This is a genomic window from Erythrobacter alti, assembly GCF_037996805.1.
Lineage (GTDB): Bacteria > Pseudomonadota > Alphaproteobacteria > Sphingomonadales > Sphingomonadaceae > Alteraurantiacibacter > Alteraurantiacibacter alti.
Genome location: NZ_JBBNAX010000001.1, coordinates 615,541 through 638,150 on the forward strand (window position 1 = coordinate 615,541; position 22,610 = coordinate 638,150).

Here is a 22,610-nt window from a genome sequence, read left to right on the forward strand (position 1 = left end):
CATCATGAACACGCGCTAAGACCCCATTTCGCGACGACCGAATTAAAGGAAGAGAATCCAATGATCGCCAAACTGTTCACCACTGCCACAGCCGCATTGGCTCTATCCGCCACGCCCGTACTCGCACAGGAAGCTTCGATTGATCGCGCTCCCGCGCCGGTCGAAATGCAGAGCGAACAGCTTGAAGGCCAGAGCGGCGGACTGCTTCTCGCACTCCTCGCTGCAGCGGTAATCATCGCAGGTATCATTATCGCCGCTGGCGGTGATGACGACGAACCCCTGCCGACCAGCCCGTAAGCCGGTCGCACAACACGAAATCAAAAACGGGGTCCTGAGTGGCCCCGTTTTTTGTGTGGATTTGGCGAGCCAGCCGGTTTGCACACTGCCGTGCGGTCAGGATGCCGGCTATTTGGCGGGGTCTTCGGCCTTCGCCTTGGGCACTTCACCGTCCGTCGGTGATTCCGACGCTGCATGTTCCGCATCATCCTCTTCACGGCGTTCACGGTCACGCTTCTCGGTCAGCCGCATGAGCACCAGTGAGCCTTCGAACAGCAGGATCAGCGGCGTGGCCAGCATGATCTGCGTCACGGGATCGGGCGGCGTAATGATTGCCGCCACAGCAAACACGCCAACGATCACATATCTGCGTGCCGCAACCAATTGCGCGCGCGACACCAGTCCGGCGCGGTTGAGCAGCATCAGCAGGACCGGCAGCAGGAAACTGACGCCAAATGCCAAGATGAAACGCATCACAAGGTCGAGGTAATCGCCCATCGCGGGAAGCGCCTGCGCCTCCAACCCACCCGCATTACCCTGAAATCCCAGGAACCAGGTGAAGGCAAGCGGCATGACCACGAAATAAGCGAGCGCGCCACCCATCGTGAATAGGACGGGAGTTGCGATAAGAAACGGCAGAAAAGCCCGCTTCTCCCGCGCATAAAGGCCCGGTGCCACAAAGGCCCAAAGCTGGTTGGCGATTATCGGAAAGGCGACAAAGAACGCGGCGAACAGGGCAACCTTGATCTCGACGAAAAATGCTTCGTACAGCCGCGTGTAGATCAATTGGCCCTGCCCTTCGGGAAAGGCAGCAGTCAGCGGCAGGACGAGGAAGCCAAAGATCTGGTCTGCGAAATAGAAACAGACCGCGAAGGCAACCGCCAGGGCCGCGACCGCGCGCACGAGCCTGCGGCGCAGTTCGATCAGGTGATCAAGCAGCGGCGCTTGCGAGTCATCCAGATCCTTGAGCTTGAGCGCCATCGCCTACTCCCCCTTGGCCTGCTCTGGAGGCGTTTCGGGAGCGGATTCCGGCTTATCGGGCGCAGGTTTGTTCTGTGAAGTGCGGCTTTCTGCCGATCCGGCAGTCGGCGGATCACCAGCCTCGGCCGCGGCAGCTTCTTTAGCGGCGATAATGGCCTGTTCGCGCTCTGCCGCAGCAGTGCGACGCAGTTCGGCGGCCTTTTCCTGCGACATTTCCGACGGATAGGCCCCGGTCGGCTCCATTTCCGCCGGCACACCCTCGGGATGTTCGCGCATGATCTTTTCGTTCTGCGCTTTCCACTTCGCTTCCATCTCCTCCAACTCGGCCTCGCGCACGATGTTGTCGAAGCCGGATCGGAATTGCGCGGACATCTTGCGCAGCTTGCCGACCCAGCGCCCGATAGTGCGCAGCGCCATCGGCATGTCCTTGGGGCCGATCACGAGGATCGTCACCACGATAAGGAGGAGGAGTTCGGTTGCGCCGATATCAAACATGGCTGCGGCGCTCTTCCCGGAAGATTAGGAGGCGTTCTTGTCGGTCGTGGACTCGGTAGTCTCCGAAGCTGTCGGCGCTGGAGTGGGCGCAGGTGCTTCGATTTGCGGGCTGGATTCGGACGATGGCTTCTCGTCCTCGTTCATGCCCTTCTTGAAACTGCTGATTCCCTTGCCGAAATCGCCCATCATTTCCGAGATGCGGCCACGTCCGAAGAGAACGAGTACGACGACGGCAACAATCAGGATCTGCCAGACGCTGACACCCATGGAACTTTCCTTGTATTGATTACGTCACACCAATCTAGGCGCTTTGATCACGGTTTTCCAGCATTGCCGCATCTTCGGCATCAGATTCAGCCGCTTCGGCGGCGTCCTCGGCTTCGCGCGCCTGCGCCTCGGCCATCTGCTCTTCCTTCTGGGCCACCATGTCTTCATAGGCATCATCGACCGGATCGAGCAGGCCGGCCGCCTTCATTTCGTCCAGTCCGGGCAAGTCCTTGCGCGTTTCCAGCCCGAAGTGGCTGAGAAAGTCTGGCGTGGTCGCATAAATCACCGGACGACCGGGCACTTCGCGCCGACCGGCAACGCGCACCCAGCCCGCTTCCATCAGCACGTCGAGCGTCCCGCCGCTGGTCTGCACCCCGCGGATGGCCTCGATCTCGGCGCGGCTCACAGGTTCGTGATAGGCTATGATCGCCAGCACTTCGGTCGCTGCACGCGACAGCCGCCGAACCTGCTCCTTTTCGCGCCGCAAGAGGTGCGCCAGATCGGGCGCAGTCTGGAATTGCCAACGCTTGCCACGTTCCACCAGAACGATACCTCGTCCATCATAAGTGGCCTGCAATTCGGCCAGAGCCTCCCGCACGTCGGCATCGCCCAGATGCGCGCTGATCTGCTGGTGCGTCATCGGTTCTTCCGCCGCGAACAGGCAGGCTTCCACCGCGCGGGCAAGGTCGGACGGCTGGCTCATGCAGAAATCCGCCGCAGGTGGAGCGGGCCGAATACATTGTCCTGCCGCAGTTCCGCCCGTCCCATACGTGCCAGTTCGAGCGCGGCGACAAAGCTGGAAGCGAGCGCCGAGCGTTTCAGGCGCGGTTCGGCATCGGCGGGCAGGAAGGCGCGGATCTCCATCCAGTCCACGTTGACGCCCAATATGGCCGACACCCGGTCGAGCGCGGAATCGAGCGTCATCACCGGGCGCTCCGCCACCATATGCACCACAGGTTCGGTGCGCAGCTTGACCTGCCCATAAGCGCGAACGAGCTGGTACCAGTCGCACTGCCACGCGTTCTTGCGCAGCACTTTCAATCCTTCGGGCGCAGCGCGGGCAAACACGTCGCGGCCCAGCCGGTCGCGGCCCATCAGCCGCGCTCCTGCCTCACGCATCGCGCCGAGACGCTGGAGCCGCAATTGCAGCTTGAGCGCCAACTCTTCGGGGCTGGGGTCTTCCTGCTCTTCCTTGGGAAGCAACAGCGCGGATTTGAGATAGGCGAGCCACGCCGCCATCACGAGGTAATCGGCGGCCACTTCAAGCTTCAAGGCCTCTGCCCGCTCGATGTAATCGATGTACTGGTCAACCAGAGCAAGGATGGAGATCGACTTGAGATCGACCTTCTGCCGCCGCGCAAGATCGAGCAGCAGGTCGAGCGGGCCTTCCCAACCATCGAGTTCAAGATAGAGCGCGTTCTGCTCATTGGCCGCAGGGGCGGCAATGCCTTCCCACTCTTCCGCGCCTTCGGCATCGGTTTCGCCGATGATGAGATTGTCCATGCTCATACTTCCGCCTTTGCCAGCGCCAGCAGACGGTCGCGGCTGTCGAGTAATTCCGCGCGCGCAGTTTTATCGTTTACCGTACCGACATTGGCGAGAGCCCTTTCAAGCCGTCTTAGGCCTTGTTCGGGCATTGGCGGCAGCGCTTCGACCGTTCCTGCCATATCATCCAGCTTGGCCCAGCAATTGAGCACGACATCGCAGCCCGCCGCGATGGCGCGGACCGAGCGTTCGGGCACCGTCCCGTCGAGCGCCTGCATGTCGATGTCGTCGCTCAGCAAAAGACCGTCGAAACCGATCCGCTGGCGGATGATCTTGTCGATCACGGTTTCGGACTGCGTTGCCGGCCGTTCTGCATCCCATGCGGTGAAACGGATATGCGCCGTCATCGCCATGGGCGCATCGGCCAGCTTGGCGAAAGGAGCGATATCGATCTCCAGTTCCTCATCTGAGGCCGTGACGATCGGAAGGTCTTTGTGGCTATCCACCTGCGCGCGCCCATGGCCGGGCATATGCTTGATACAGCCCGCAACGCCGCTGCGAGCCAGCCCGTCCAGCACTGCGCGCCCCAAGGCCGCAACCTGTATCGGTTCGCGTCCCAGCGCGCGGTCCCCGATTACGTCATGTGCGCCCTCGACCGCTACATCGAGCAGGGGCAGGTAATCCACCGTGATGCCCACCTCGGCCAGATCGAGCGCCAGCAATTGCGCATTGGCACGAGCCGCCTCGATGGCGCTGGCAGGGGCGATGTCGTAAAGCGCGGCAAAGGCACCCTGCGGGGGATAGGCATCCCACTCGGGCGGCTTCATGCGGGCAACGCGGCCACCTTCCTGGTCGATGCTGATGAACAGCTTTTCGCGCCCGTGGAGATTGCGCAAATCATCGGTCAGGGCGCGCAATTGACCGCGTGTTTCGCAATTCCGGGCGAACAGTATGTAACCCGCCGGATCGGCCTGCTTGAAGAAGGCGCGTTCATCATCGGTCAGCACTGGACCGGACAGGCCGAAGATTGCGGGCGTCATACCGGCATTTACGCCTGAAAAGCGGGCAACCTGCAAGCTGTTTGCCCCAGCGTATCGGGGAAAACAGCCACCTTCGTAGTTAACCTAGCGAAGGTAGCAATCGCCGCCCGCTCCGCGGATGGCACGGCAGGTCGCCTCCGCGCTGTCACGGTCACCGGCAATTGCCTGGAGGCGGAAGACTTTCGCACCGCTGACATCGGCTTCCCTGACCCGGTGCCGCATTCCGGAGAGCGCGCTGTAGCGTTGCGACTGGAGGCTCCAGCCCTGCTCAGCCTCTGCACGGGTGCTGTAGGCCCCGATCTGGACATAGACCGCGCCGGTTTCTGCTTCTGCGGTAGCTTCGGCCTGATCGAGATCGAGCGACGGGCGCGCTTCGGCGGGTTCATCATCATCGCCGGCCATGCGTCCACGCCGTGCCTCGCCCTCGGCAATTTCGAAAGCCTGGTCGCCCGTACCGGCAACTTCGAGGCCGCCCGGATCATCGGGGCGCTGCTTGTACGGGCCTTCAGGCGCTTCAATCGTGCTGCCGTCTGCAACATAGTCAGGTCCACCACTGTCGCGGGTCAGGAACCACGCCATGGTCAGGATCGCACCGATTATTACAAGGCCGAGCATTGCATAGACGATCAACCGCCAGTCGAAGCCGGTATCCTCGTCGTATTCGTCGGCTTCAAGCCAGGGCAATTCCTCGTCGTCATCGGCGAGAGCAAGTTGCTCTTCCTCGCCCCACGGACCTTGCCCTTCTTCTGCGCCGTATTCGTCCAGGTCACTATCCCCGTTGCCCGGATATGCCATCGCTCACAACTCCTCGACCGCCTCGACACCCAATAGCGCCAAGCCGTTCCGGATAACCTGCCCGATTTGTGACGCGAGAAAAAGCCTTGCACTCGAAATGGCGGGGTCGTGTCCCACGATGAAGCGTTTGCCGGGATCGTCATTGCCCATGTTCCACAAGGCATGGAAGGCCGCTGCAAGGTCATAAAGGTAGAACGCGATCCGGTGCGGCTCGCGCGCACGTGCGGCCGCCTCCACCTCACGCGGGAATTGCGCAGCTTGCTTGATCACCGCGAGGTCATGTTCGCCCAGCAAATCGAGTCCATCTGCGCTCGGCGTGATGCCTTCCTCGGCCCCCTTGCGCAGGATCGAGCTGATCCGCGCGTGGGCATATTGGACGTAGAAAACCGGATTGTCCTTCGACTGCTCGACAACCTTGGCGAAGTCGAAATCCATCTGCGCTTCGGGTTTGCGGGTGAGCATGGAGAATCGCACGACATCCTTGCCCACTTCTTCCACCATATCGGCAATGGTGACGAAATTGCCTGAGCGCTTGGACATTTTCACCGGCTCGCCGCCGCGCAGCAATTGTACCATCTGCACCAGCTTCACGTCGAACGGGATGGGCTTGCCCTCGCCTTCGGACAGGGCTGCTACAGCTGCCTTGATGCGTTTGACAGTTCCCGCATGGTCGGCGCCCCAGATGTCGATCAGCGCGTCGGCATCTTCGGCCTTCTGCATGTGATAGGCAAGATCGGCGCCGAAATAGGTCCATTTGCCGTCCGACTTCTTGATCGGCCGGTCCTGATCATCGCCGAACCTGGTGCTGCGGAATAGCGGCAGCTCGACCGGCTCCCAATCTTCGGGCGGCGCCTTGCCCTTGGGCGCTTCCAGCACGCCATCGTAGACGAGATCATGTTCGCGCAGCCACGCCTCGGCAGCCTCTGGCTTTTGCGCAGCCTGCAAGGCAGCTTCGGACGCAAAAACATCATGGTTGATGCTCAGCAAAGCGAGATCGGACTTGATAAGATCCATCATCCGCTCGACCGCAAAGGCGCGGAAAATGGCGAGCCATTCGGCCTCGGGTTCGTTCTGGAAGCGGTCGCCGAATTCCTCTGCTGCCGCTTGGCCGACCGGTACGAGATAGGCGCCCGGATAGAGGCCTTCGGGAATCTCGCCGATATCCTCGCCCAGCGCCTCACGGTAACGCAGGTGCGCAGACCGGGCGAGCGTATCGACCTGACCGCCCGCATCGTTGACGTAATATTCGCGCGTGACTTCGTGGCCTGCAGATTCGAGCAGCGATGCCAGTGCGTCGCCGACGACAGCACCACGGCAATGGCCCATGTGCATGGGTCCGGTAGGGTTTGCGGAGACGTATTCGATGTTCACCCGCTTGCCTTCACCGAAGGAGGACTTGCCGTAATCATCGCCAAGCGCGGCAATGGCGGAGAGTTCCTCGATCCAGTTTTGTCGGGCGAGGCGCAGGTTGATGAAGCCGGGTCCGGCGATTTCGGCGCTTTCGATCAGCGGATCGCGGTCGAGATGCGCGACGATCTTCTCCGCCAAGGCACGCGGATTGGTCTTCGCGGCCTTGGCCAGCACCATCGCGGCGTTGGTCGCCAGATCGCCGTGCGAGGGATCACGCGGCGGCTCGACGCTCACGTTGGCGCGGCTGGTCTCGGGCGGCAGGTCGCCTTCCATTTCCAGCGCGGCGAGAACGGCGTCGATCCGGGCCGCAAAAGCGGCGTAAAGCGTTTGTGATTCAGACATAGGCAGGGCCGTTAGCCTGTTTCGCGCAGAGCGAAAAGCACCCTTTCAGGCGTCTGCTGGTTTAACGGCCCGATCAGCGCGTGGCGTTGTAGGCGAGCTGGTCCTCGTTCAGCTGGAAGCCGATCAGCAGTTCGAACGTGGCGCGGGCCACGGCGGCGCGCACATCGGGTTCGGACAAGGGATCGATTGCGGCGGACTGGTCACCGGCACGGCGGCGACGTGTGATCCGTTCGCGAATATCTTCCGGCAAGGTGGCAGCGGCACGGTCCACATAGGCTCCGGCGGTCCCGCTGGCTTGTGCGCGCTCCTGCCCGTCAGCAAAGTTCAGCGTCACCGTGCCAACGCGCTTGGCGACGACCGAAGAACCGCCGCGCATGACGGTAGAGAAATAGGGAAGTTCAACAGTACGCGCACCGCGCACATCGCGGCGCATAGCGATCACGTCGAATGTGGCGCTGGTGTAGACCTGCGCTCCGGTATCGTTGCACGTGCTGCGCACATTGGTGATGGCGGCAGTCACGTCCAGCGCATCGGCCGTGCGCGCATCGGGGCGCGAGAACATCGTCACATCGCCGGTATAATCGGGTACGCCCACGGCGGGACAGACGGAGCGGAGCGCGGTGATCCCAACGCCCGAGTCGACAACAATATCGCCATCCGAACTACACCCGGCAAGCAGGGCTACGGGTGCGGCGAGTGCAATGAGGGCGGATCGAAACTGCATATGCGTCCTTGATACTGGCGAGATCGGAGCAAGATAAGACCCCGTTCCAAGGAACAGGCCCCTAGCTCTTTCACGAGAGCCCGACAACCGCTAGAGACACGACTATGAACGCCCCCTTTCAGGAAACGTCCTCCGCCAGCGCGCAAGCCAAGGCCGAATCGGATGCAAAATTGCCGCTGAAGGTGCTGATTGCGGCTCCGCGCGGGTTCTGCGCCGGAGTGGATCGTGCCATCGAAATCGTCGAACGCTCGATCGAGAAGTTCGGCGCGCCGGTCTATGTCCGTCATGAAATCGTGCACAACCGCTTCGTGGTCGACGGCCTGCGCGAAAAGGGTGCAATCTTCGTCGAGGAACTGGACGAAGTGCCCGATGATGCGCCGGTCGTGTTCAGCGCGCATGGCGTGCCCAAGGCGGTTCCGGCAGAGGCGCAGCGGCGCAAGATGGTCTATCTCGACGCGACCTGTCCGCTGGTCAGCAAGGTCCACCGGCAGGCCGAACGCCAGATCGACAAAGGGCAGCACATCATCTTCGTCGGCCATGCCGGGCATCCGGAAGTTATCGGCACGATGGGCCAGGTCCCCGAAGGCCAGATGACCCTCGTGGAGACCGTGGAAGACATCGCCAAGCTGACATTCACGCAGGAAGACAGCCTGTCTTTCCTCACGCAGACCACGCTTTCCGTAGACGATACGCGCGAAATCATTGCCGCCTTGCAAGACCGCTATCCGCAGATCGTGGGACCGCGCGCCGAGGACATCTGCTACGCCACGTCCAACCGGCAGGAAGCGGTAAAGGCCATCAGCCCGAGCTGCGACCTGGTGCTGGTTATCGGCGCGCCCAATTCTTCCAATTCGCTGCGGCTGGTGGAAGTGGCAGAACGGCTCGGCACCGATGCCAAGCTGATCCAGCGCGCTAGCGAGATCGACCCCGAATGGCTCGCAGGCGTGGGCACTATCGGCGTCACCGCTGGCGCTTCCGCCCCCGAATTGCTCGTGCGTGAAGTGATCGACAAGCTGGGCGAGTGGCGCACGATCGAAGAAGAGAAGGTGCGCACGGCAGAAGAGAAGATGGTCTTCAAGCTGCCCCGTGAGCTGACCGACTAGGCGAGCCGATGGCGGTTTACACGCAGCTTTCGGCTGAAGACCTTGCCACGCTGATCGCCCGATATGACGTTGGCGAACTGGTGTCAGCCAAGGGCATTGCCGAGGGTGTATCCAATTCCAACTGGCTGATCGAAACCAGCGGCAGCGCTTCCAATGACAAGCGTTTCATCCTGACCATGTACGAACGCCGGATCGACATTGCCGAACTGCCGTTTTTCCTCGGCCTGCTCGATCATCTTTCGAGCCATGGCGCACCCGTTCCGCGCACAATACACGACCGCGAGGGCGCAGCCTCGCGCGAACTTGACGGCAAGGCCGTGGCGCTGATCGAATTTCTGCCCGGCGTTTCCGTCGATCATCCCACGCCTGCACAGGCCCGTAATGTCGGCGCTGTGCTGGCGCAGATGCATCAGGCGGCGCAGGACTATCCCGCCCGGCGCGCCAATGACCTCGGGCCGGCGACCTCGGCACAGGTGCTTACTGATTGCGGCGAGGAGGCGCTTGCAGCCATCGACCCCGCCCTGCCCGCCAGCCTTGGCGAAGCGCAGCGCGTCGCGGCAAACTGGCCGCAAGGTTTGCCTCGCTCCATCATCCATTCGGACCTATTCCCCGACAATGTGTTGATGTTGGGCGATAAAGTAAGCGGTCTTATCGATTTCTATTTCGCTTGCCATGATGCAATGGCCTATGATCTGGCGGTGACACATGCCGCGTGGAGCTTCGCCGATTACGGAAGAAGCTATCGCGCAGACATTGGAGAGGCGTTGGTGGCAGGCTACGAAACGGTGCGAGTGCTGGAGGAAGCGGAGAAATCCGCGCTACCCCTGCTTGCGCAAGGAGCGGCGATGCGTTTTGTTTCCAGCCGCGCGCAGGACTGGATTGAAACGCCTGCCGATGCGCTCGTCACACGCAAGGACCCGATGGATTTCATGCGCCGCTTCGATTTTTACAAGCGCGAGGGAGCGCAGGTCTTCGGATGAAGCATGTCGAAATATTCACCGATGGCGCGTGCAAGGGCAATCCCGGCCCCGGCGGATGGGGCGCCTTGCTGCGCATGGGACGGCACGAAAAGGAATTGTGCGGCAGCGAGCCCGATACAACCAACAACCGGATGGAAATGACCGCCGCGCTCATGGCGCTGCGCGCGCTCATCCAGCCGTGCGAAGTCACGCTCCATACTGACAGCCGCTATCTTATTGACGGCATGACCAAGTGGATCGAAGGCTGGAAGAGAAAGGGCTGGATGAACGCCAGCAAAAAACCAGTGCGCAATGCCGATTTATGGCACGACCTGATCGAGGCCGCAGCACCGCACAAGATCACCTGGGAATGGGTCAAAGGCCATTCCGACCACCCCGAAAATGACCGGGTCGACAAGCTCGCTAGCGACGCAGCCGACGCGATCAACGGCAAATAGGGCCGCAATTGCAAAACAGGAAGGCCGGCCCCGCGAAGGACCGGCCCCCTTGGTGATTTCATTACGCCGAGGCGGATCAGCTCTCGTCGACTACCTTGGCGCCCGGGCCGTTCTTCTGGATCGAGGCGATGGCATTCTTGGCGCTCGACTTGGATGAATAGCCTTCGGTCGAGAACATGACCTCGTCATTGTACTTGAAGCGAACACGGAATTCGCCAGCCTTGTCTTTGTAAATCTGGAAATGGTGGGCCATTCGGATAGTCTCCCTCGTTACAGTCGAGCGTTACATATCAAACATGAGGCTCTTGGCTAGGCCGATGCCTTCGCAAAACGGGCTGGCTCATACAATTTTACATCCAGCGCCTGGGTCATTGCGTCACGTGGCTCGCCTTTGAGAAGCTGCGCGCCAAGGCGTGCGGCAGCCGGAGCGGTCTGGATTCCATAGCCGCCCTGCCCCGCAAACCAGAAGAAACCAGGCACTTCGGCGTCATATCCATAGATCGGGCGACGATCGGGCGCGAAGCTGCGCAGGCCGGCCCATTTGTGCTCGACTGCCTCGATGCGCCAGTCGAGCACATGTTCAAGCCGGTCGATAGCAAGCGCCACGCCGAATTCTTCGGGCGCGGCGTCACATGGGTCCGATGGTATCTCGTCGTGCGGGCTGAGCCACAGCTTGCCGTTTTCGGGACGGAAATAGAAATTGCCCGATATGTCGAGACACAGAGGGAGGTCGGCTGGAGGTGCCGGATCGGTGCGCAATTGCACAACCGTGCGCCGGAAAGGCGTGATGCCCAACGGATGCGCGCCCGCGATTTGTGCTACCCGGTCCGCCCAAGCACCCGCCGCATTGGCGAGAACGCCCGCACTGATCGTTTCGCCATTTTCGAGTTGGAGATCCCAGCCATCCAGATGACGCTTGGCGGCTGCCAGGCGAGAGCGGCATTGCACCCTCGCACCATTGGCGCGGGCGACGCCCAGATAGTGCTGGTGCAAGCCGGCCACGTCGATGTCGGCGCATTGCGGCTGGTGGATCGCGCGATCCCATTCGGGCATCAGGCCGGGCACATGGCTTTCAAGCTGATCGCGCCCGATCTGCACCGGTGAAACGTCTGCGCCAGCAAACTTGCGGAAGAATTCGTCGATGGCAGGCTGGTCCTGCTGGCGCGCGAGATACAGGGCGCCGCGGTCACCAAGGAAGCCGTGATCGCGCAGCCACGGGCCTGATGCGCTGGTAAGGGGCACGATTTCCGGACCGCCGTAACATTGCTCCCAGAACGCGGCGGAACGACCCGTGGCATGGTAGCCGGGCTGATCCTCCGCCTCGAGCACGATGACCCGCATGTCGGGACCGAGCTCGGCGGCAAGGCTGGCTCCGGCCATTCCTGCGCCGATAATGGCAACGTCGAAGCATTCAGCCACCGGGTGCGACCTTGCGCTTGAGGAAGTCGTCAATGGCATCCAGCGCATGAATGCGTACCGGGTCGGCTTCGCGCAGGACTTCGTGCCGCGCCTCGTCTCCGAACATGAGCGATTCGACATTGGCGAGCCGGGCGATGGCGCTGCGTATTGCGGATGGGCTCACCAGCCTGTCGGCAGCGGTTGCAACGATGAAAACAGGAACCTCCACGCTTTCCAGTGCGCCGCGTCGGAAAAGCGCTGTCGCACTTTCCATCGCGCCGCTTACCCAGCCCCAGCTACCCGGGCCAAGCTCCAGTTCGGGCCGATGGCTGCGCCACCAGAGCTCGTCTTCATAGCGTTCGACATCATGTGTCAGCAGGGTCTGGCGCATCCCGGGCTTGGAACCGGGCTTTTCGCTCATCTTCCACGCGGGCCGCTTGGGGTCGCCAAGCTTTGCCATGATTTTTGCAAAGCCTCTCTTGACCGGCAGCGGCACAAGGTCAGGGAAGGTGTCAAGCATGGGTGCGGACAGGATGAGCGCGTCGGGTGCTGGATCGAGCACTTTCTCCATCACCGCCCGCAAGGTCAGATGGCCACCCATCGAATGGCCTACCAGCACCAGCGGTCCCTCGCGCCCCTCCGCCCAGCCACGCCAGAAATCTGCAAGGTCGGCGATCCACAGGGCAAAATCATCGATGTGTCCCGTGGCCAGATCATTACCTAACCGGCCCGATCCGCCCTGCCCGCGCCAGTCCGTGGCGCTGACCTGCCAGCCGCGTTCGCGCCAGTGCTCGAAGCTTTCGAGATATTTCTCATAGGCATCGCCGCGCCCGGCCATGAACAGCATCGATCCGCGCGGTGTCACATCCGCGGGTGGCTGCGGCCAGTCGATATGGCGGATCTCATGCCCGTCGGGCGCAGACCACGTGCCCTCGGTTGCGCCTTCGGGGATCGCCCGGCGATTGAATGCCTTGGGGGCGGCTGTCGCGACTTGGCTAATATGATCCTCCTGCCAGTGGTTACTTTTTGGTAAGTGATAGGCGCTAGCACAAGGCTCAAGGGACATTTGGGGGCCTTATGCTAGACGATCCGTTCAAGTACGCACTGCTCGCCGCGCTGGCAATCGCGCTGGTTACTGCTGCGTTTACCGATCTCAAGAGCCGCCGCATTGCCAATTGGCTGAACGGCGCGATTGCGCTGGGCGCTCCGCTCTTCTGGATCGCCACGGGCATGGCGCTGTGGCCGGACATTGCCTTCCAGATCGGCTGCGCTCTCGCGACCTTCGCTGTTCTCTCCGTGCTGTTCGCATTGCGTGCGATGGGTGGCGGCGACGTGAAGCTGCTGACCGCACTCGCGCTGTGGATCCAGCCGGTGATTTTCCTCAAGCTGCTGATCATGATGGCGCTGCTGGGCGGCGTCCTGACCATCGGATTTGGCATGTGGCACGTTGCCCGTCGCCAGAAAGACAAACTCGCAATTCCATATGGCGTGGCCATCGCATTGGCCGGTCTTTGGACCATCGGAACATTTTATTTGCCCGCAACTGCCGCAGCCGCGGCAGCCGGGTGAACCTCATTTTAACCAATTCCGGTCTAACCGGGGAAACGCAAATTTCGCGATCCAACTAAGGGGGCTTGACGCACCATGGACAAGAAGAAGCTCATCCTGCTGGTAGGAGCACTGATCGTAGCGATCGGTACCGCTCTTGCTGCCCGGAGCATGTTCGCAGGCGCGGCAGCTCCCGAAGTCGAAGCCGCCGAAGTGGAGCCGCAAGGCCCCAAGGTGCTGGTTGCCAAGCGCAGCCTGCCGGTTGGCACCATCATCACGGCCGATGCCGTGGCATATCAGCTCTGGCCGCAGGAATTGGTGCAAGACGCCTATTTCATCGACGGTGAAGCCGATATGGACCAGTTGCTCGGCACCGTTGTGCGTCATCCGATGACTGCAGGTGAGCCAGTGACCCAGGGTTCGCTCGTCGCACCCGGTGATCGCGGCTTCCTGGCCGCAGCGCTTGGCCCGGGCATGCGTGCCGTGACCGTCCCTGTGTCCGCCCGTACGGGTGTGGCCGGCTTTGTCTTCCCGGGTGACCGCGTGGACATGATGCTGACCCAGTCGGTCCAGGGTGAAGGTGAAGATCGCCAGGCTCTGCAGACTGCCGAGACTATCCTGACGAACCTGCGCGTTCTCGCGACCGACCAGTCGACCGAAACGACCACCACTGAAGACGGCCGTACCGTTGTCCGCGCCTTCCGTACGGTGACGCTCGAGGTGACACCGCGCATCGCCGAGAAGATCTCGGTCGCGCAGACCATCGGTACGATCAGCCTCGCGCTGCGCTCGATTGCCGACAACCAGTCCGAACTCGAACGTGCCATTGCCTCGGGCGATATCGAATTGCCTGCAAACGCCACGGCGGAAGAAGAGGAGGCGCTGCTCCGCAACGCTGTCTCCCGTCCGGGTGAAGGTGGTACCACTTTCGTGACCGGCGGCGATGTATCGCGCTTCCAGCGCAGCACCGTACCATCACGCGGAGCAGCACCTGCTGTACAGCAGGCTGGAGGCGCCCCTGTCGTCGCCGGACCGGCCGTACCTTCGGGCCCGACCGTCCGCGTGAGCCGTGGCAACCGGATGTCGGTTGAAGCGGTCGATCGTGGCGCAGGCGCGCTGCTCGACCGTCAGGCCGGCGCCATGGGCACTGCCGGGCGCGTCGCTCCCGTCGGCATGACGACCCTGCGGTGATCGCCATGAACAGCATTCACACACGAACCCAGACTTCCACCGGAATCGCTCCGAAAGGCAAGACTATGACCAGTCGTCTTATCAAGACTGTAATGAGTGCCGCAGTTGCCCTTGCGCCGCTGGCACTGGTGCCGGCAGCCCCGGCCCAGGCCCAGTCCGTCCGCCCGGCACAGGATCTTGTCCTGTCGATCGGTCGCGGCGAGCTGGTGACGGTGCCCGGCAACATGGCCGACATCTTCATCTCCAACGAATCGGTTGCCGATGTCCAGGTGAAGTCGCAGCGCCAGCTGTATGTCTTCGGACTGTCGGGCGGTGAAACCACGATCTACGCCAGCAACGCTGCCGGCGATATCATCTGGTCGGCCAATGTCCGCGTCGGTTCGAACATCGACAGCATCGACCAGCTTCTGGGTCACGCCATGCCGCAGGCCAATATCTCGGTCGCGACCATGGGCAGCAACACCGTGCTGCTGACCGGCACGGTCGCCGCGCCTGAAGACGCTGCCGAGGCAGAGCGCCTTGTCCAGGCCTTCACGGGTGACCAGACCAATGTCATCTCGCGCCTTCGCATGGCAACGCCGCTGCAGGTCAACCTGCGCGTGCGCTTCGCCGAAGTCAGCCGCTCGCTGGTTCGCACCATCGGTTCGAACATCGCGACTATCGACAGCACCGATGGCTTCCAGTTCGGCGTTGCACAGGGTCGCACACCTTCATTCGGGCGTGCAAATGGCCTTGGGGTCGGTCCGACTTCGATCACTGGCTTTGCTCCCAACCCGAACTTCAACCCGCTTCTGCCGGTTGGTGCAAACAACCAGCAATTCATCGAGGAAACGGCAAGCTCCATTACAGGCATTTCGCCTGGGACAACGCTTGGTTTCCTCGGCGAATTCCTCGGTCTCGATATCGGTGGCGCACTTGACCTTGGCGAACGCCGCGGTCTGGTGACCACGCTGGCGCAGCCGAACCTGACCGCGCTTTCGGGCGAAACCGCCGAATTCCTTGCTGGCGGCGAATTCCCGATCCCGCTGAGCCAGGGCTTGGGCACGACCACGATCCAGTACAAGAATTTCGGTGTCAGCCTTGCTTACACGCCGATCGTGCTGGCCAATGGCCGCATCTCGATGCGCGTTCGCCCCGAAGTGTCCGAACTGTCGAGCCAGGGAGCGGTGACGCTCAACGGCTTCCAGATCCCGGCACTGACCATCCGCCGCGCGGAAACGACGGTGGAACTGGGCTCGGGCGAAAGCTTCATGATCGCCGGACTGCTGCAGAACAACGCGCAGCAGACCATCGACCAGCTTCCCGGCGTCGGCGACCTGCCGATCATCGGCAATTTGTTCCGCTCGAGCGATTTCCAGCGCAACGAAACCGAGCTGGTGATCGTGGTCACGCCGTACCTGGTTCGCCCGGTCAACGACCGTGACATTCGCCTGCCAACCGATGGTTTCAACGTGCCCGATGCTGCTGCGCAGTTCCTGATGGGCCAGGAAACCGACGGCGTCACAGGTGGCAGTCGCCCTATGCCGCGTCCTGCAAATCCCGGCCCGAACGGTCCGGACCTGAGCATGACCCAGCAGAACGGCACTTCGCTTGCGAGCGGTGAAGCCCCCCGGGGTGCCGCTACCCAAACCGCCGCCGCAGCCCCGCTGCCCGGCTTCAGCTTCGACAGTGGAGAGTGATCGCCATGACTAATCGTAACAAACGACTTGCCGCAACGGCCCTGGCGCTCTCGCTCGGCTTCGGCCTCTCTGCCTGCGGGACACTGAACGAAGGCCCGCAGAACATGTCGCTCAATTCGGTCAACCAGCCGGTTGTCGAGCGCAGCAACTACACGCTTGACCTCGCCAGCGTTGCTGGCGGCCTGACGGTGCCCGAACAGGCCCGCCTTGCCGATTGGTTCGAAACGCTCGACCTCCGTTATGGCGACCGCATTTCCGTGGACGACCCGGCGATGAGCCCGGCCGTGCGCGAAGATGTTGCCGCCGTTGCCAGCCGCTTCGGCATCCTCCTGAGCGATGTCGCTCCGGTGACCGAAGGTTACGTCAACCCCGGCAATGTCCGCGTGGTCGTAACGCGCTCCATGGCGCATGTTCCGGGATGCCCGAACTGGGAAAACCGTTACGGCATCGAGCAGGGAAACCAGACTTCACCCGGCTTCGGCTGTGCGGTGAACAGCAACATCGCCGCGATGGTGGCGGATCCTGAACACCTGCTCAACGGAGCCAGCGGCTCCGGCGAAACGGTGGTCATGACTTCGAACCGTGCCATCGATTCCTATCGCAATGCGCAGCCTACCGGTGGCGGTGGCAGCAACTTGCCTGAAGTATCGTCCGAGGGGGACTAATCCGATGAGTGCACAGTGGAAACCCGGACCGCTCGGCAATCGCGAGCCGTTCTCCGCCTACATTTGCGACGAAGGTGCCCTCGATGCGCTGCGTCCGGTGGTTATCGAAATGGGCTGGCAGCCCGAGAAGTGCAACAAGGGTGGCCTGCGTAACGCAGTCCAGTCCCTGTCGATCTCGGCCAGCCCTGCCATCCTGATGGTCGACCTGTCCGAAAGCGGTGATCCGCTGAACGATATCAACGCGCTTGCCGAGGTTTGCGAACCCGGAACCGTGGTGATCGCTGTCGGCCAGGTGAACGACGTGCGCCTCTATCGCGACCTTATCGCGAGTGGCATTCACGACTACCTGCTCAAGCCGCTTTCGGCCAACCAGCTGCGCGATTCGCTCACTCAGGCCCAGGCCGTGTTCTCCGCTCCGCGCGGTGGCAATGAGGGTGATGGTGAGCACGAACATGTGGCAACCGCGATTGTCGGCACCCGTGGCGGCGTTGGCGCCTCCACCCTTGCCACGTCGCTGGCATGGCTGTTCTCGATCGAACACGAACGTTCGACCGCACTGCTCGACCTCGACGTGCATTTCGGGACTGGCGCGCTGTCGCTCGATCTCGAGCCGGGCCGCGGCCTGACCGATGCGATCGACAACCCGAGCCGTATCGATGGCCTGTTCATCGAACGCGCCATGATCCGTGCGAACGACAACCTCGCGATCATGTCTGCCGAAGCGCCGATAAACTCTCCGCTGATGACCGATGGCACCGCCTTCGTGCAGCTCGAGGAAGAGTTCCGCCAGGCATTCGACATGACCGTAATCGATCTGCCGCGCAATATGCTGATCAATTTCCCGCACCTGCTGACCGAAGTGAACGTGGTGACGCTTGTCACCGAGCTCACACTGGCATCGGCGCGTGACACGATCCGCATCCTTTCGTGGCTCAAGCAGAACGCGCCTGGCGCGCACCCGATGATCGTCTGTAACAAGATGCAGTCGGGCGCTGCCGAAATCAGCAAGGCCGATTTCGAAGCCTCGATCGAACGCAAGATCAACTTCCAGATCAGTCTTGACCAGAAGGCAGCAGTCAACGCCGCCAAGCTGGGCCAGACCTTCATCGAAGCGAACAAGGGTTCGCGCACGGTTGCTCCGCTGCGCGAGATCGCAAAGACGATCGTGGGCGTAAGCGAAGATGACGGTGCAAGCCTTGAAGAAGGCGGCAAACAGTCTTCCATGCTCGGCAAGTTCGATCTGAAGTCGCTGCTTGGCAGCGGAGCCAAAAAGGCCAAATCGAAAGAAGCTGCAGCGCAACCTGTCGACTGAATGTTCAGGGGGCAGGCCTGCCCTGCCCCCCGACTAGCCCATTGACGCAAGTATTTAGAGAAGGCGGACCATGACCATCATACAGCTCGTGCTTCTGGCCGGTGGCCTGCTGGGATTGATGATCCTGGGCTATTCTTTGTTCACCGGGACATCGCCAGGCAAGGAAAGCCAGCGCCGCCTGCAAGCGGTTCGCTATCGCCACTCGGAAAGCACGACCGACAAGGTCGAAAGCCAGCTGAAGAAGGCGATCGCCGCGCGCAAACCCAAGAAACATGCCGTGGCCGGCTCCGGCTCGCGCATGGATGCACTGGCAGTCCGGCTGAACCGCACCGGCATGGGCTGGTCGGTCCAGCAGTATCTCTATGCTTCGCTGGGACTGACGCTGGCCATTGCTGCCCTGCTCTACTTCCAGACCGGCGGAGCCATGCTTTCGCTCGGCGTGGGCATCCTGATCGGCGCGGGCTTCCCGCACCTGATCGTGGGCCATTTCATCAAGCGCCGGACCAACCAGTTCAACTCCAAGTTTCCTGACGCCATCGAGCTGCTGGTTCGCGGCCTGCGTTCGGGCCTGCCCGTGGCCGAAACCCTCTCTGTCGTCGGACAGGAAGTGCCCGGCCCGGTCGGTATCGAATTTCGCTCTGTGGTCGAACGCATCAAGATCGGCCGCACGATGGAAGAATCGTTGCAGGAAACGGCTGACAAGCTGGGCACGGCGGAATTCCAGTTCTTCGTCATCACGTTGGCCATCCAGCGCGAGACAGGTGGTAATTTGGCCGAAACGCTGTCCAACCTTGCCGATGTGCTGCGCAAGCGCGCGCAGATGAAGCTGAAGATCAAGGCGATGAGCTCGGAATCGAAAGCTTCCGCCTACATCGTTGGCGCGCTGCCCTTCATCGTGTTCGGCATGATCTACTGGATCAACCCGAGCTATATCGGCGGCTTCTTCGAAGACGATCGCCTCATCGTCACCGGCCTGTTCGGGCTCGTGTGGATGAGCATCGGCGCCTTCATCATGGCCAAAATGGTCAGCTTCGAGATCTGAGCGGGGAAAACTGATGTTCTATTTGATCGCTCAATCTACCGGTCCCAAGCTTCTCGGCGTGGATGTGATCCTTGTTGGATCGATCTTCGCCGGGATGGCCGCCGCAGCCGTGCTGCTGGCCATCTACGCGGCCGTCACGGTGAAAGACCCGATGGCAAAGCGTGTGAAAGCGCTCAACGACCGTCGCAACGAACTCAAATCGGGGATGCTCACCCAGAGCACCAAGAAGCGCCAGAGCCTGGTGCGTAAGACCGATACGACCGAGAAGATGAAAGACACGCTGGAGGGCATGAAGGTCCTCCAGGAAAGCCAGGTCAAGGACGTGCAGCAAAAGCTCGCACAGGCCGGTTTCCGCAACAAGGAAATGGCAGTCGTCATCATCTTTGCGCGCATGGTTCTGCCGGTCGCGCTGGGCTTGCTGGGCGTGGTCCTGTTCTACTGGACGGAAACCTTCCCCGAATGGGGCAGCTTCAAGCGGTTCATGGCGTTCGCAGCCCTCGTGATCGCGGGCTACAAGGGGCCGGAACTGTATCTGAAGAATATTTCGAACAAGCGCACCAAGCTGATCCAGAAGGGTCTGCCCGACGCGCTCGACCTGCTGGTGATCTGCGCCGAAGCCGGTCTTACCGTGGACGCCGCGTTCAACCGCGTTGCTCGCGAACTGGGCCGGGCCTATCCCGAGCTGGGCGAGGAATTTGCGCTTACCGCGATCGAACTTTCGTTCCTGACAGAACGTCGCCAGGCCTTCGAAAACCTCGCCTATCGCGTTGATCTGGAAGCCGTGCGCGGCGTGGTGACAACGATGATCCAGACCGAGCGTTACGGTACGCCGCTGGCATCTGCCCTGCGCGTGCTGTCTGCCGAATTCCGCAACGAGCGCATGATGCGCGCCGAGGAAAAGGCAGCTCGCCTGCCCGCGATCATGACCGTGCCGCTGATCCTGTTCATCCTGCCGGTTCTGTTCATCGTGATCCTTGGCCCGGCAGCCTGTTCCATCGCCGACGCCTTCTCTGGCGACGGTCCTGGAAGCACCGGCTAGGACAAGACCAGGTACCCGAATGCAGAAAACCCCGCGCGGCCATACGCCGCGCGGGGTTTTCTCTTAACTGGCCGCTCGATTATACAGAGCGCCTAGCGTTCAGCGCACGCCGTAAGTGCCCGAAAGATCATCTTCGGCAAGACCTTCCGCCTGCAAGCGGGCACGTTCCAGCAAGGTGCGGAAGAGTTGCAATTCTTCCGGAGAGAACCCGGTAAAAAGCTGGCGCTCCATCTCGAGTGCGAGCGGCATGATTTCGGAGTGCATGACCCGTCCGGCATCGGTCAATTCAAGCAGGTGCGAGCGGCCGTCCTGTTCGTTCGGAGTGCGCCTTGCAAGGTCCCGATCTTCCAGCACCTTGCACGCGCGGTTGACCGCCACCTTGTCCATCAAGGTCCGCTTGGTCAGGTCGCGCTGCGTCCGCGCGCCGGAATCGCCCAGCACCGCCATGACCCGCCATTCGGGGATGCTCAGCCCCCAGCGCTGGCGATATTCCATCGCGATGCGGCCACTGACCGCATTCGAGGCCAGCGATAGCTGGTAGGGCAAGAAGCGGGATAGGGCACTTGTCGGTTGCATAAGAAATCACTTTGTTGAACTTTGCGCAAATTTGCAAGTTTATGCGGTTCGGGATCGTCCCGGCGCGCTAATCCTTGCTTTCGTTCAACAGATTCACCAAACGCCCGGCGACAGCATCCAACCTCGCACGTGACGCTATGTCCCAATGCTCGCGCGGCGTGATGATCGCAGTATCCAGCACTGTATCGATGGCACTCGCCTTGCGCTGTTTGGGCAGGCCAGCGGCGAATTCGGCTAGCAGGGCGCGAGCCTTTTTGGAATTGGCTGTCATGGTCTTGATGATGTCGGAAACATCGACGTCACCATCCGGTTCGCGCCAGCAATCATAATCGGTCACCATGCCGACCAGCGCATAGGGCAGCTCGGCTTCTCGGGCGAGCCGCGCTTCAGGCATGGCGGTCATGCCGATCACATCCGCCCCCCAATCGCGGTAAATATTGCTCTCTGCGCGGGTCGAGAACTGTGGCCCCTCTATAGCGACATATGTGCCGCTCTGGTGCACCTTTGCACCAGCCTTGTCAGCAGCCTTGCCCGCCAGTTTCGAAAGCCTCGGGCAGACCGGATCGGCAAGCGGCACATGCGCGACGATACCGTCGCCAAAGAAGCTACGCTCTCGGCCTGCAGTGCGGTCAATCAGTTGATCTACAACGACAAAATCTCCAGGAGCATATTCCTCCTTTAGGCTGCCGATCGCGGAAATTGCGAGCACATCGGTAATGCCGCAGCGCTTAAGCGCATCGATGTTGGCACGGTAATTCACATGGCCGGGTGCCAGGCGGTGACCGGCGCCGTGGCGCGCGATGAAGGAGAACTGCACCGATCCGATGCGACCCGTGGTGACGGGACCCGATGGCTCGCCGAAAGAGCTTGCCACCGGAATTTCCTGTGCGTCTTCCAATGCTCCCGGTTCGTAAAGGCCCGATCCGCCGATTACGCCGATATGCCATGCCTTGGCCATTGCCAGCCCTCCCCGTGTTGCCCTGTCAACCTGAAGCGTCGCAGATTACTTCGGCGGCATCCGGATTGCTCCGTCGAGCCGCACGCATTCCCCGTTGAAATAACCGTTTTCGACCATGAAGCACACCAGGCTGGCATATTCTTCCGGATCTCCGAGCCGCTTGGGGAAAGGTACAGCCTGGGACAGCGCCGCCTGCGCTTTTTCCGGCAAGCCGGCAAGCATCGGCGTGCGGAATATGCCGGGCATGATGGCGTTGACCCTGATACCTTCGCTCATCAAGTCGCGCGCGACCGGCAGGGTCATGCCCTTCACCCCCGCCTTGGATGCGGCATAGGCAACCTGACCGATCTGGCCGTCTTCGGCGGCGACTGAAGCCGTATTCACGATACAGCCGCGCTCGCCATGATCGCCGACCGGGTCTAACGTGATCATGCCCGCTGCCGACTTCGCCATGCACTGGAACGTGCCGACGAGATTGATTTCAACCGCTTTGCGAAAGGCGTCGACCGGGTGGTGGCTGATCTCGCCCGTTTCACGGTCGCGGCGCACCAGCTTGGCGGCCGGTGCGATGCCGGCGCAATTCACCAGCACCCGCTCCTGGCCATGCGCTTCGCGTGCCTTGGCGAGACCTGCATCGACCGATGCCTCGTCGGTGACGTCGACCACGCAGGCTACGCCGCCGATGTCAGCGGCAACTTTTTCCGCGCCTTCCTTGTTCATGTCGAATATGGCGACCTTCGCACCCTTGGCTGCCAGAGCGCGGGCGGTGGCTTCACCAAGACCGGATGCTGCCCCGGTGACGATGGCACAGACAGTTTTGTCGATAATCATGCTTCTTCCTCGATCCTGCGCCACGAATATGGCGCG

Annotated in this window: 26 protein-coding genes; 11 read left to right on the plus strand and 15 right to left on the minus strand. The window is 61.7% G+C overall.

What is annotated here, in order from left to right; all coding sequences use genetic code 11:
- Window positions 1-60: 60 nt before the first annotated feature.
- Complete coding sequence (locus AAC850_RS03015; protein ID WP_340587128.1) at window positions 61-297, plus strand: hypothetical protein; 237 nt, start codon at window positions 61-63, stop codon at window positions 295-297.
- 108 nt (window positions 298-405) lie between these two features.
- On the opposite strand, the gene tatC is transcribed toward AAC850_RS03015, so the two are convergent.
- From tatC to AAC850_RS03060, 9 genes are all read right to left on the minus strand, one after another.
- On the minus strand, window positions 406-1,257 hold the full coding sequence (gene tatC / locus AAC850_RS03020) for a twin-arginine translocase subunit TatC (RefSeq protein WP_340587129.1): 852 nt from the start codon (window positions 1,255-1,257) through the stop codon (window positions 406-408).
- Between the two features lie 3 nt (window positions 1,258-1,260).
- Entirely contained in the window at window positions 1,261-1,752 is a 492-nt protein-coding gene (gene tatB / locus AAC850_RS03025; RefSeq protein ID WP_340587130.1) for a Sec-independent protein translocase protein TatB, read from the minus strand.
- A 24-nt stretch (window positions 1,753-1,776) separates the two neighbouring features.
- Complete coding sequence (locus AAC850_RS03030) at window positions 1,777-2,019, minus strand: twin-arginine translocase TatA/TatE family subunit (RefSeq protein ID WP_340587131.1); 243 nt, start codon at window positions 2,017-2,019, stop codon at window positions 1,777-1,779.
- A 34-nt stretch (window positions 2,020-2,053) separates the two neighbouring features.
- Window positions 2,054-2,722 (minus strand): SMC-Scp complex subunit ScpB, encoded by a 669-nt coding sequence (gene scpB, locus AAC850_RS03035; protein WP_340587132.1) that lies wholly within the window; start codon window positions 2,720-2,722, stop codon window positions 2,054-2,056.
- Entirely contained in the window at window positions 2,719-3,522 is an 804-nt protein-coding gene (locus tag AAC850_RS03040; RefSeq protein WP_422723169.1) for a segregation and condensation protein A, read from the minus strand. Before AAC850_RS03040 ends, scpB begins: the two co-directional genes overlap by 4 nt.
- 2 nt (window positions 3,523-3,524) lie before the next feature.
- A complete protein-coding gene (gene nagZ / locus AAC850_RS03045) occupies window positions 3,525-4,544 on the minus strand; it encodes a beta-N-acetylhexosaminidase (RefSeq protein WP_340587134.1) in 1,020 nt (339 codons plus the stop codon).
- 84 nt (window positions 4,545-4,628) lie between these two features.
- Entirely contained in the window at window positions 4,629-5,339 is a 711-nt protein-coding gene (locus AAC850_RS03050) for an SPOR domain-containing protein (protein ID WP_340587135.1), read from the minus strand.
- 3 nt (window positions 5,340-5,342) lie between these two features.
- Window positions 5,343-7,091, minus strand: coding sequence for an arginine--tRNA ligase (argS, locus tag AAC850_RS03055; RefSeq protein ID WP_340587136.1), 1,749 nt, complete (start codon window positions 7,089-7,091; stop codon window positions 5,343-5,345).
- 73 nt (window positions 7,092-7,164) lie between these two features.
- Window positions 7,165-7,815: a hypothetical protein gene (locus AAC850_RS03060; RefSeq protein WP_340587137.1), complete on the minus strand. Its 651-nt coding sequence runs from the start codon at window positions 7,813-7,815 to the stop codon at window positions 7,165-7,167.
- 104 nt (window positions 7,816-7,919) lie between these two features.
- Here AAC850_RS03060 and ispH point away from each other — a divergent pair, with 104 nt between their 5' ends.
- Genes ispH through rnhA form a run of 3 tightly spaced genes read left to right on the plus strand, consistent with a single transcriptional unit; the run spans window position 7,920 to window position 10,335 of the window.
- Window positions 7,920-8,918: a 4-hydroxy-3-methylbut-2-enyl diphosphate reductase gene (ispH, locus tag AAC850_RS03065; protein ID WP_340587138.1), complete on the plus strand. Its 999-nt coding sequence runs from the start codon at window positions 7,920-7,922 to the stop codon at window positions 8,916-8,918.
- A gap of 8 nt (window positions 8,919-8,926) precedes the next feature.
- Window positions 8,927-9,898 carry a homoserine kinase gene (thrB, locus tag AAC850_RS03070; RefSeq protein ID WP_340587139.1) on the plus strand — a complete coding sequence of 324 codons (972 nt, stop codon included), beginning with the start codon at window positions 8,927-8,929 and terminating at the stop codon, window positions 9,896-9,898.
- Window positions 9,895-10,335, plus strand: a complete 441-nt coding sequence (rnhA, locus tag AAC850_RS03075; protein WP_340587140.1) for a ribonuclease HI — start codon at window positions 9,895-9,897, stop codon at window positions 10,333-10,335. The genes thrB and rnhA overlap by 4 nt, the downstream gene beginning before the upstream one ends.
- A gap of 76 nt (window positions 10,336-10,411) precedes the next feature.
- Here the strand turns inward: rnhA and AAC850_RS03080 are convergent, their stop codons facing one another.
- Genes AAC850_RS03080 through AAC850_RS03090 form a run of 3 tightly spaced genes read right to left on the minus strand, consistent with a single transcriptional unit; the run spans window position 10,412 to window position 12,799 of the window.
- Entirely contained in the window at window positions 10,412-10,588 is a 177-nt protein-coding gene (locus AAC850_RS03080) for a YegP family protein (RefSeq protein WP_340587141.1), read from the minus strand.
- Between the two features lie 56 nt (window positions 10,589-10,644).
- A complete protein-coding gene (locus AAC850_RS03085; protein WP_422723170.1) occupies window positions 10,645-11,793 on the minus strand; it encodes an NAD(P)/FAD-dependent oxidoreductase in 1,149 nt (382 codons plus the stop codon).
- Window positions 11,747-12,799, minus strand: coding sequence for an alpha/beta fold hydrolase (locus tag AAC850_RS03090; RefSeq protein WP_340587143.1), 1,053 nt, complete (start codon window positions 12,797-12,799; stop codon window positions 11,747-11,749). Before AAC850_RS03090 ends, AAC850_RS03085 begins: the two co-directional genes overlap by 47 nt.
- A gap of 11 nt (window positions 12,800-12,810) precedes the next feature.
- Between AAC850_RS03090 and AAC850_RS03095 the strand changes: the two genes are divergently transcribed.
- The 7 genes from AAC850_RS03095 to AAC850_RS03125 all read left to right on the plus strand — a co-directional run bounded on the left by AAC850_RS03095 (window position 12,811) and on the right by AAC850_RS03125 (window position 20,209).
- Entirely contained in the window at window positions 12,811-13,302 is a 492-nt protein-coding gene (locus AAC850_RS03095; RefSeq protein WP_340587144.1) for an A24 family peptidase, read from the plus strand.
- Window positions 13,303-13,377: 75 nt separating this feature from the next.
- Window positions 13,378-14,472 (plus strand): Flp pilus assembly protein CpaB, encoded by a 1,095-nt coding sequence (gene cpaB, locus AAC850_RS03100; protein WP_340587145.1) that lies wholly within the window; start codon window positions 13,378-13,380, stop codon window positions 14,470-14,472.
- A 65-nt stretch (window positions 14,473-14,537) separates the two neighbouring features.
- Window positions 14,538-16,151, plus strand: a complete 1,614-nt coding sequence (locus tag AAC850_RS03105; protein ID WP_340587146.1) for a type II and III secretion system protein family protein — start codon at window positions 14,538-14,540, stop codon at window positions 16,149-16,151.
- Between the two features lie 5 nt (window positions 16,152-16,156).
- Entirely contained in the window at window positions 16,157-16,816 is a 660-nt protein-coding gene (locus AAC850_RS03110) for a CpaD family pilus assembly protein (protein WP_340587147.1), read from the plus strand.
- Between the two features lie 4 nt (window positions 16,817-16,820).
- Window positions 16,821-18,128: a pilus assembly protein CpaE gene (locus tag AAC850_RS03115; protein ID WP_340587148.1), complete on the plus strand. Its 1,308-nt coding sequence runs from the start codon at window positions 16,821-16,823 to the stop codon at window positions 18,126-18,128.
- Between the two features lie 70 nt (window positions 18,129-18,198).
- Entirely contained in the window at window positions 18,199-19,170 is a 972-nt protein-coding gene (locus tag AAC850_RS03120; RefSeq protein ID WP_340587149.1) for a type II secretion system F family protein, read from the plus strand.
- Between the two features lie 22 nt (window positions 19,171-19,192).
- Entirely contained in the window at window positions 19,193-20,209 is a 1,017-nt protein-coding gene (locus AAC850_RS03125) for a type II secretion system F family protein (RefSeq protein WP_340587231.1), read from the plus strand.
- 99 nt (window positions 20,210-20,308) lie between these two features.
- Here AAC850_RS03125 and AAC850_RS03130 read toward each other — a convergent pair whose 3' ends face one another.
- From AAC850_RS03130 to AAC850_RS03140, 3 genes are all read right to left on the minus strand, one after another.
- A complete protein-coding gene (locus AAC850_RS03130) occupies window positions 20,309-20,785 on the minus strand; it encodes a MarR family winged helix-turn-helix transcriptional regulator (protein WP_340587150.1) in 477 nt (158 codons plus the stop codon).
- A 67-nt stretch (window positions 20,786-20,852) separates the two neighbouring features.
- Entirely contained in the window at window positions 20,853-21,743 is an 891-nt protein-coding gene (mtnP, locus tag AAC850_RS03135; protein WP_340587151.1) for an S-methyl-5'-thioadenosine phosphorylase, read from the minus strand.
- Between the two features lie 45 nt (window positions 21,744-21,788).
- Window positions 21,789-22,574: an SDR family oxidoreductase gene (locus tag AAC850_RS03140; RefSeq protein ID WP_340587152.1), complete on the minus strand. Its 786-nt coding sequence runs from the start codon at window positions 22,572-22,574 to the stop codon at window positions 21,789-21,791.
- Between the last annotated feature and the right edge of the window lie 36 nt (window positions 22,575-22,610).

What these genes read in the sequence shown, in the direction of transcription:
- AAC850_RS03015 (WP_340587128.1), top strand. Translation starts at nt 61, where the DNA reads ATGATCGCCAAACTGTTCACCACTGCCACAGCCGCATTGGCTCTATCC.
- tatC (WP_340587129.1), bottom strand. Translation starts at nt 1,257, where the DNA reads ATGGCGCTCAAGCTCAAGGATCTGGATGACTCGCAAGCGCCGCTGCTT.
- tatB (WP_340587130.1), bottom strand. Translation starts at nt 1,752, where the DNA reads ATGTTTGATATCGGCGCAACCGAACTCCTCCTCCTTATCGTGGTGACG.
- AAC850_RS03030 (WP_340587131.1), bottom strand. Translation starts at nt 2,019, where the DNA reads ATGGGTGTCAGCGTCTGGCAGATCCTGATTGTTGCCGTCGTCGTACTC.
- scpB (WP_340587132.1), bottom strand. Translation starts at nt 2,722, where the DNA reads ATGAGCCAGCCGTCCGACCTTGCCCGCGCGGTGGAAGCCTGCCTGTTC.
- AAC850_RS03040 (WP_422723169.1), bottom strand. Translation starts at nt 3,522, where the DNA reads ATGGACAATCTCATCATCGGCGAAACCGATGCCGAAGGCGCGGAAGAG.
- nagZ (WP_340587134.1), bottom strand. Translation starts at nt 4,544, where the DNA reads ATGACGCCCGCAATCTTCGGCCTGTCCGGTCCAGTGCTGACCGATGAT.
- AAC850_RS03050 (WP_340587135.1), bottom strand. Translation starts at nt 5,339, where the DNA reads ATGGCATATCCGGGCAACGGGGATAGTGACCTGGACGAATACGGCGCA.
- argS (WP_340587136.1), bottom strand. Translation starts at nt 7,091, where the DNA reads ATGTCTGAATCACAAACGCTTTACGCCGCTTTTGCGGCCCGGATCGAC.
- AAC850_RS03060 (WP_340587137.1), bottom strand. Translation starts at nt 7,815, where the DNA reads ATGCAGTTTCGATCCGCCCTCATTGCACTCGCCGCACCCGTAGCCCTG.
- ispH (WP_340587138.1), top strand. Translation starts at nt 7,920, where the DNA reads ATGAACGCCCCCTTTCAGGAAACGTCCTCCGCCAGCGCGCAAGCCAAG.
- thrB (WP_340587139.1), top strand. Translation starts at nt 8,927, where the DNA reads ATGGCGGTTTACACGCAGCTTTCGGCTGAAGACCTTGCCACGCTGATC.
- rnhA (WP_340587140.1), top strand. Translation starts at nt 9,895, where the DNA reads ATGAAGCATGTCGAAATATTCACCGATGGCGCGTGCAAGGGCAATCCC.
- AAC850_RS03080 (WP_340587141.1), bottom strand. Translation starts at nt 10,588, where the DNA reads ATGGCCCACCATTTCCAGATTTACAAAGACAAGGCTGGCGAATTCCGT.
- AAC850_RS03085 (WP_422723170.1), bottom strand. Translation starts at nt 11,793, where the DNA reads ATGCCATTGACGACTTCCTCAAGCGCAAGGTCGCACCCGGTGGCTGAA.
- AAC850_RS03090 (WP_340587143.1), bottom strand. Translation starts at nt 12,799, where the DNA reads ATGTCCCTTGAGCCTTGTGCTAGCGCCTATCACTTACCAAAAAGTAAC.
- AAC850_RS03095 (WP_340587144.1), top strand. Translation starts at nt 12,811, where the DNA reads ATGCTAGACGATCCGTTCAAGTACGCACTGCTCGCCGCGCTGGCAATC.
- cpaB (WP_340587145.1), top strand. Translation starts at nt 13,378, where the DNA reads ATGGACAAGAAGAAGCTCATCCTGCTGGTAGGAGCACTGATCGTAGCG.
- AAC850_RS03105 (WP_340587146.1), top strand. Translation starts at nt 14,538, where the DNA reads ATGACCAGTCGTCTTATCAAGACTGTAATGAGTGCCGCAGTTGCCCTT.
- AAC850_RS03110 (WP_340587147.1), top strand. Translation starts at nt 16,157, where the DNA reads ATGACTAATCGTAACAAACGACTTGCCGCAACGGCCCTGGCGCTCTCG.
- AAC850_RS03115 (WP_340587148.1), top strand. Translation starts at nt 16,821, where the DNA reads ATGAGTGCACAGTGGAAACCCGGACCGCTCGGCAATCGCGAGCCGTTC.
- AAC850_RS03120 (WP_340587149.1), top strand. Translation starts at nt 18,199, where the DNA reads ATGACCATCATACAGCTCGTGCTTCTGGCCGGTGGCCTGCTGGGATTG.
- AAC850_RS03130 (WP_340587150.1), bottom strand. Translation starts at nt 20,785, where the DNA reads ATGCAACCGACAAGTGCCCTATCCCGCTTCTTGCCCTACCAGCTATCG.
- mtnP (WP_340587151.1), bottom strand. Translation starts at nt 21,743, where the DNA reads ATGGCCAAGGCATGGCATATCGGCGTAATCGGCGGATCGGGCCTTTAC.
- AAC850_RS03140 (WP_340587152.1), bottom strand. Translation starts at nt 22,574, where the DNA reads ATGATTATCGACAAAACTGTCTGTGCCATCGTCACCGGGGCAGCATCC.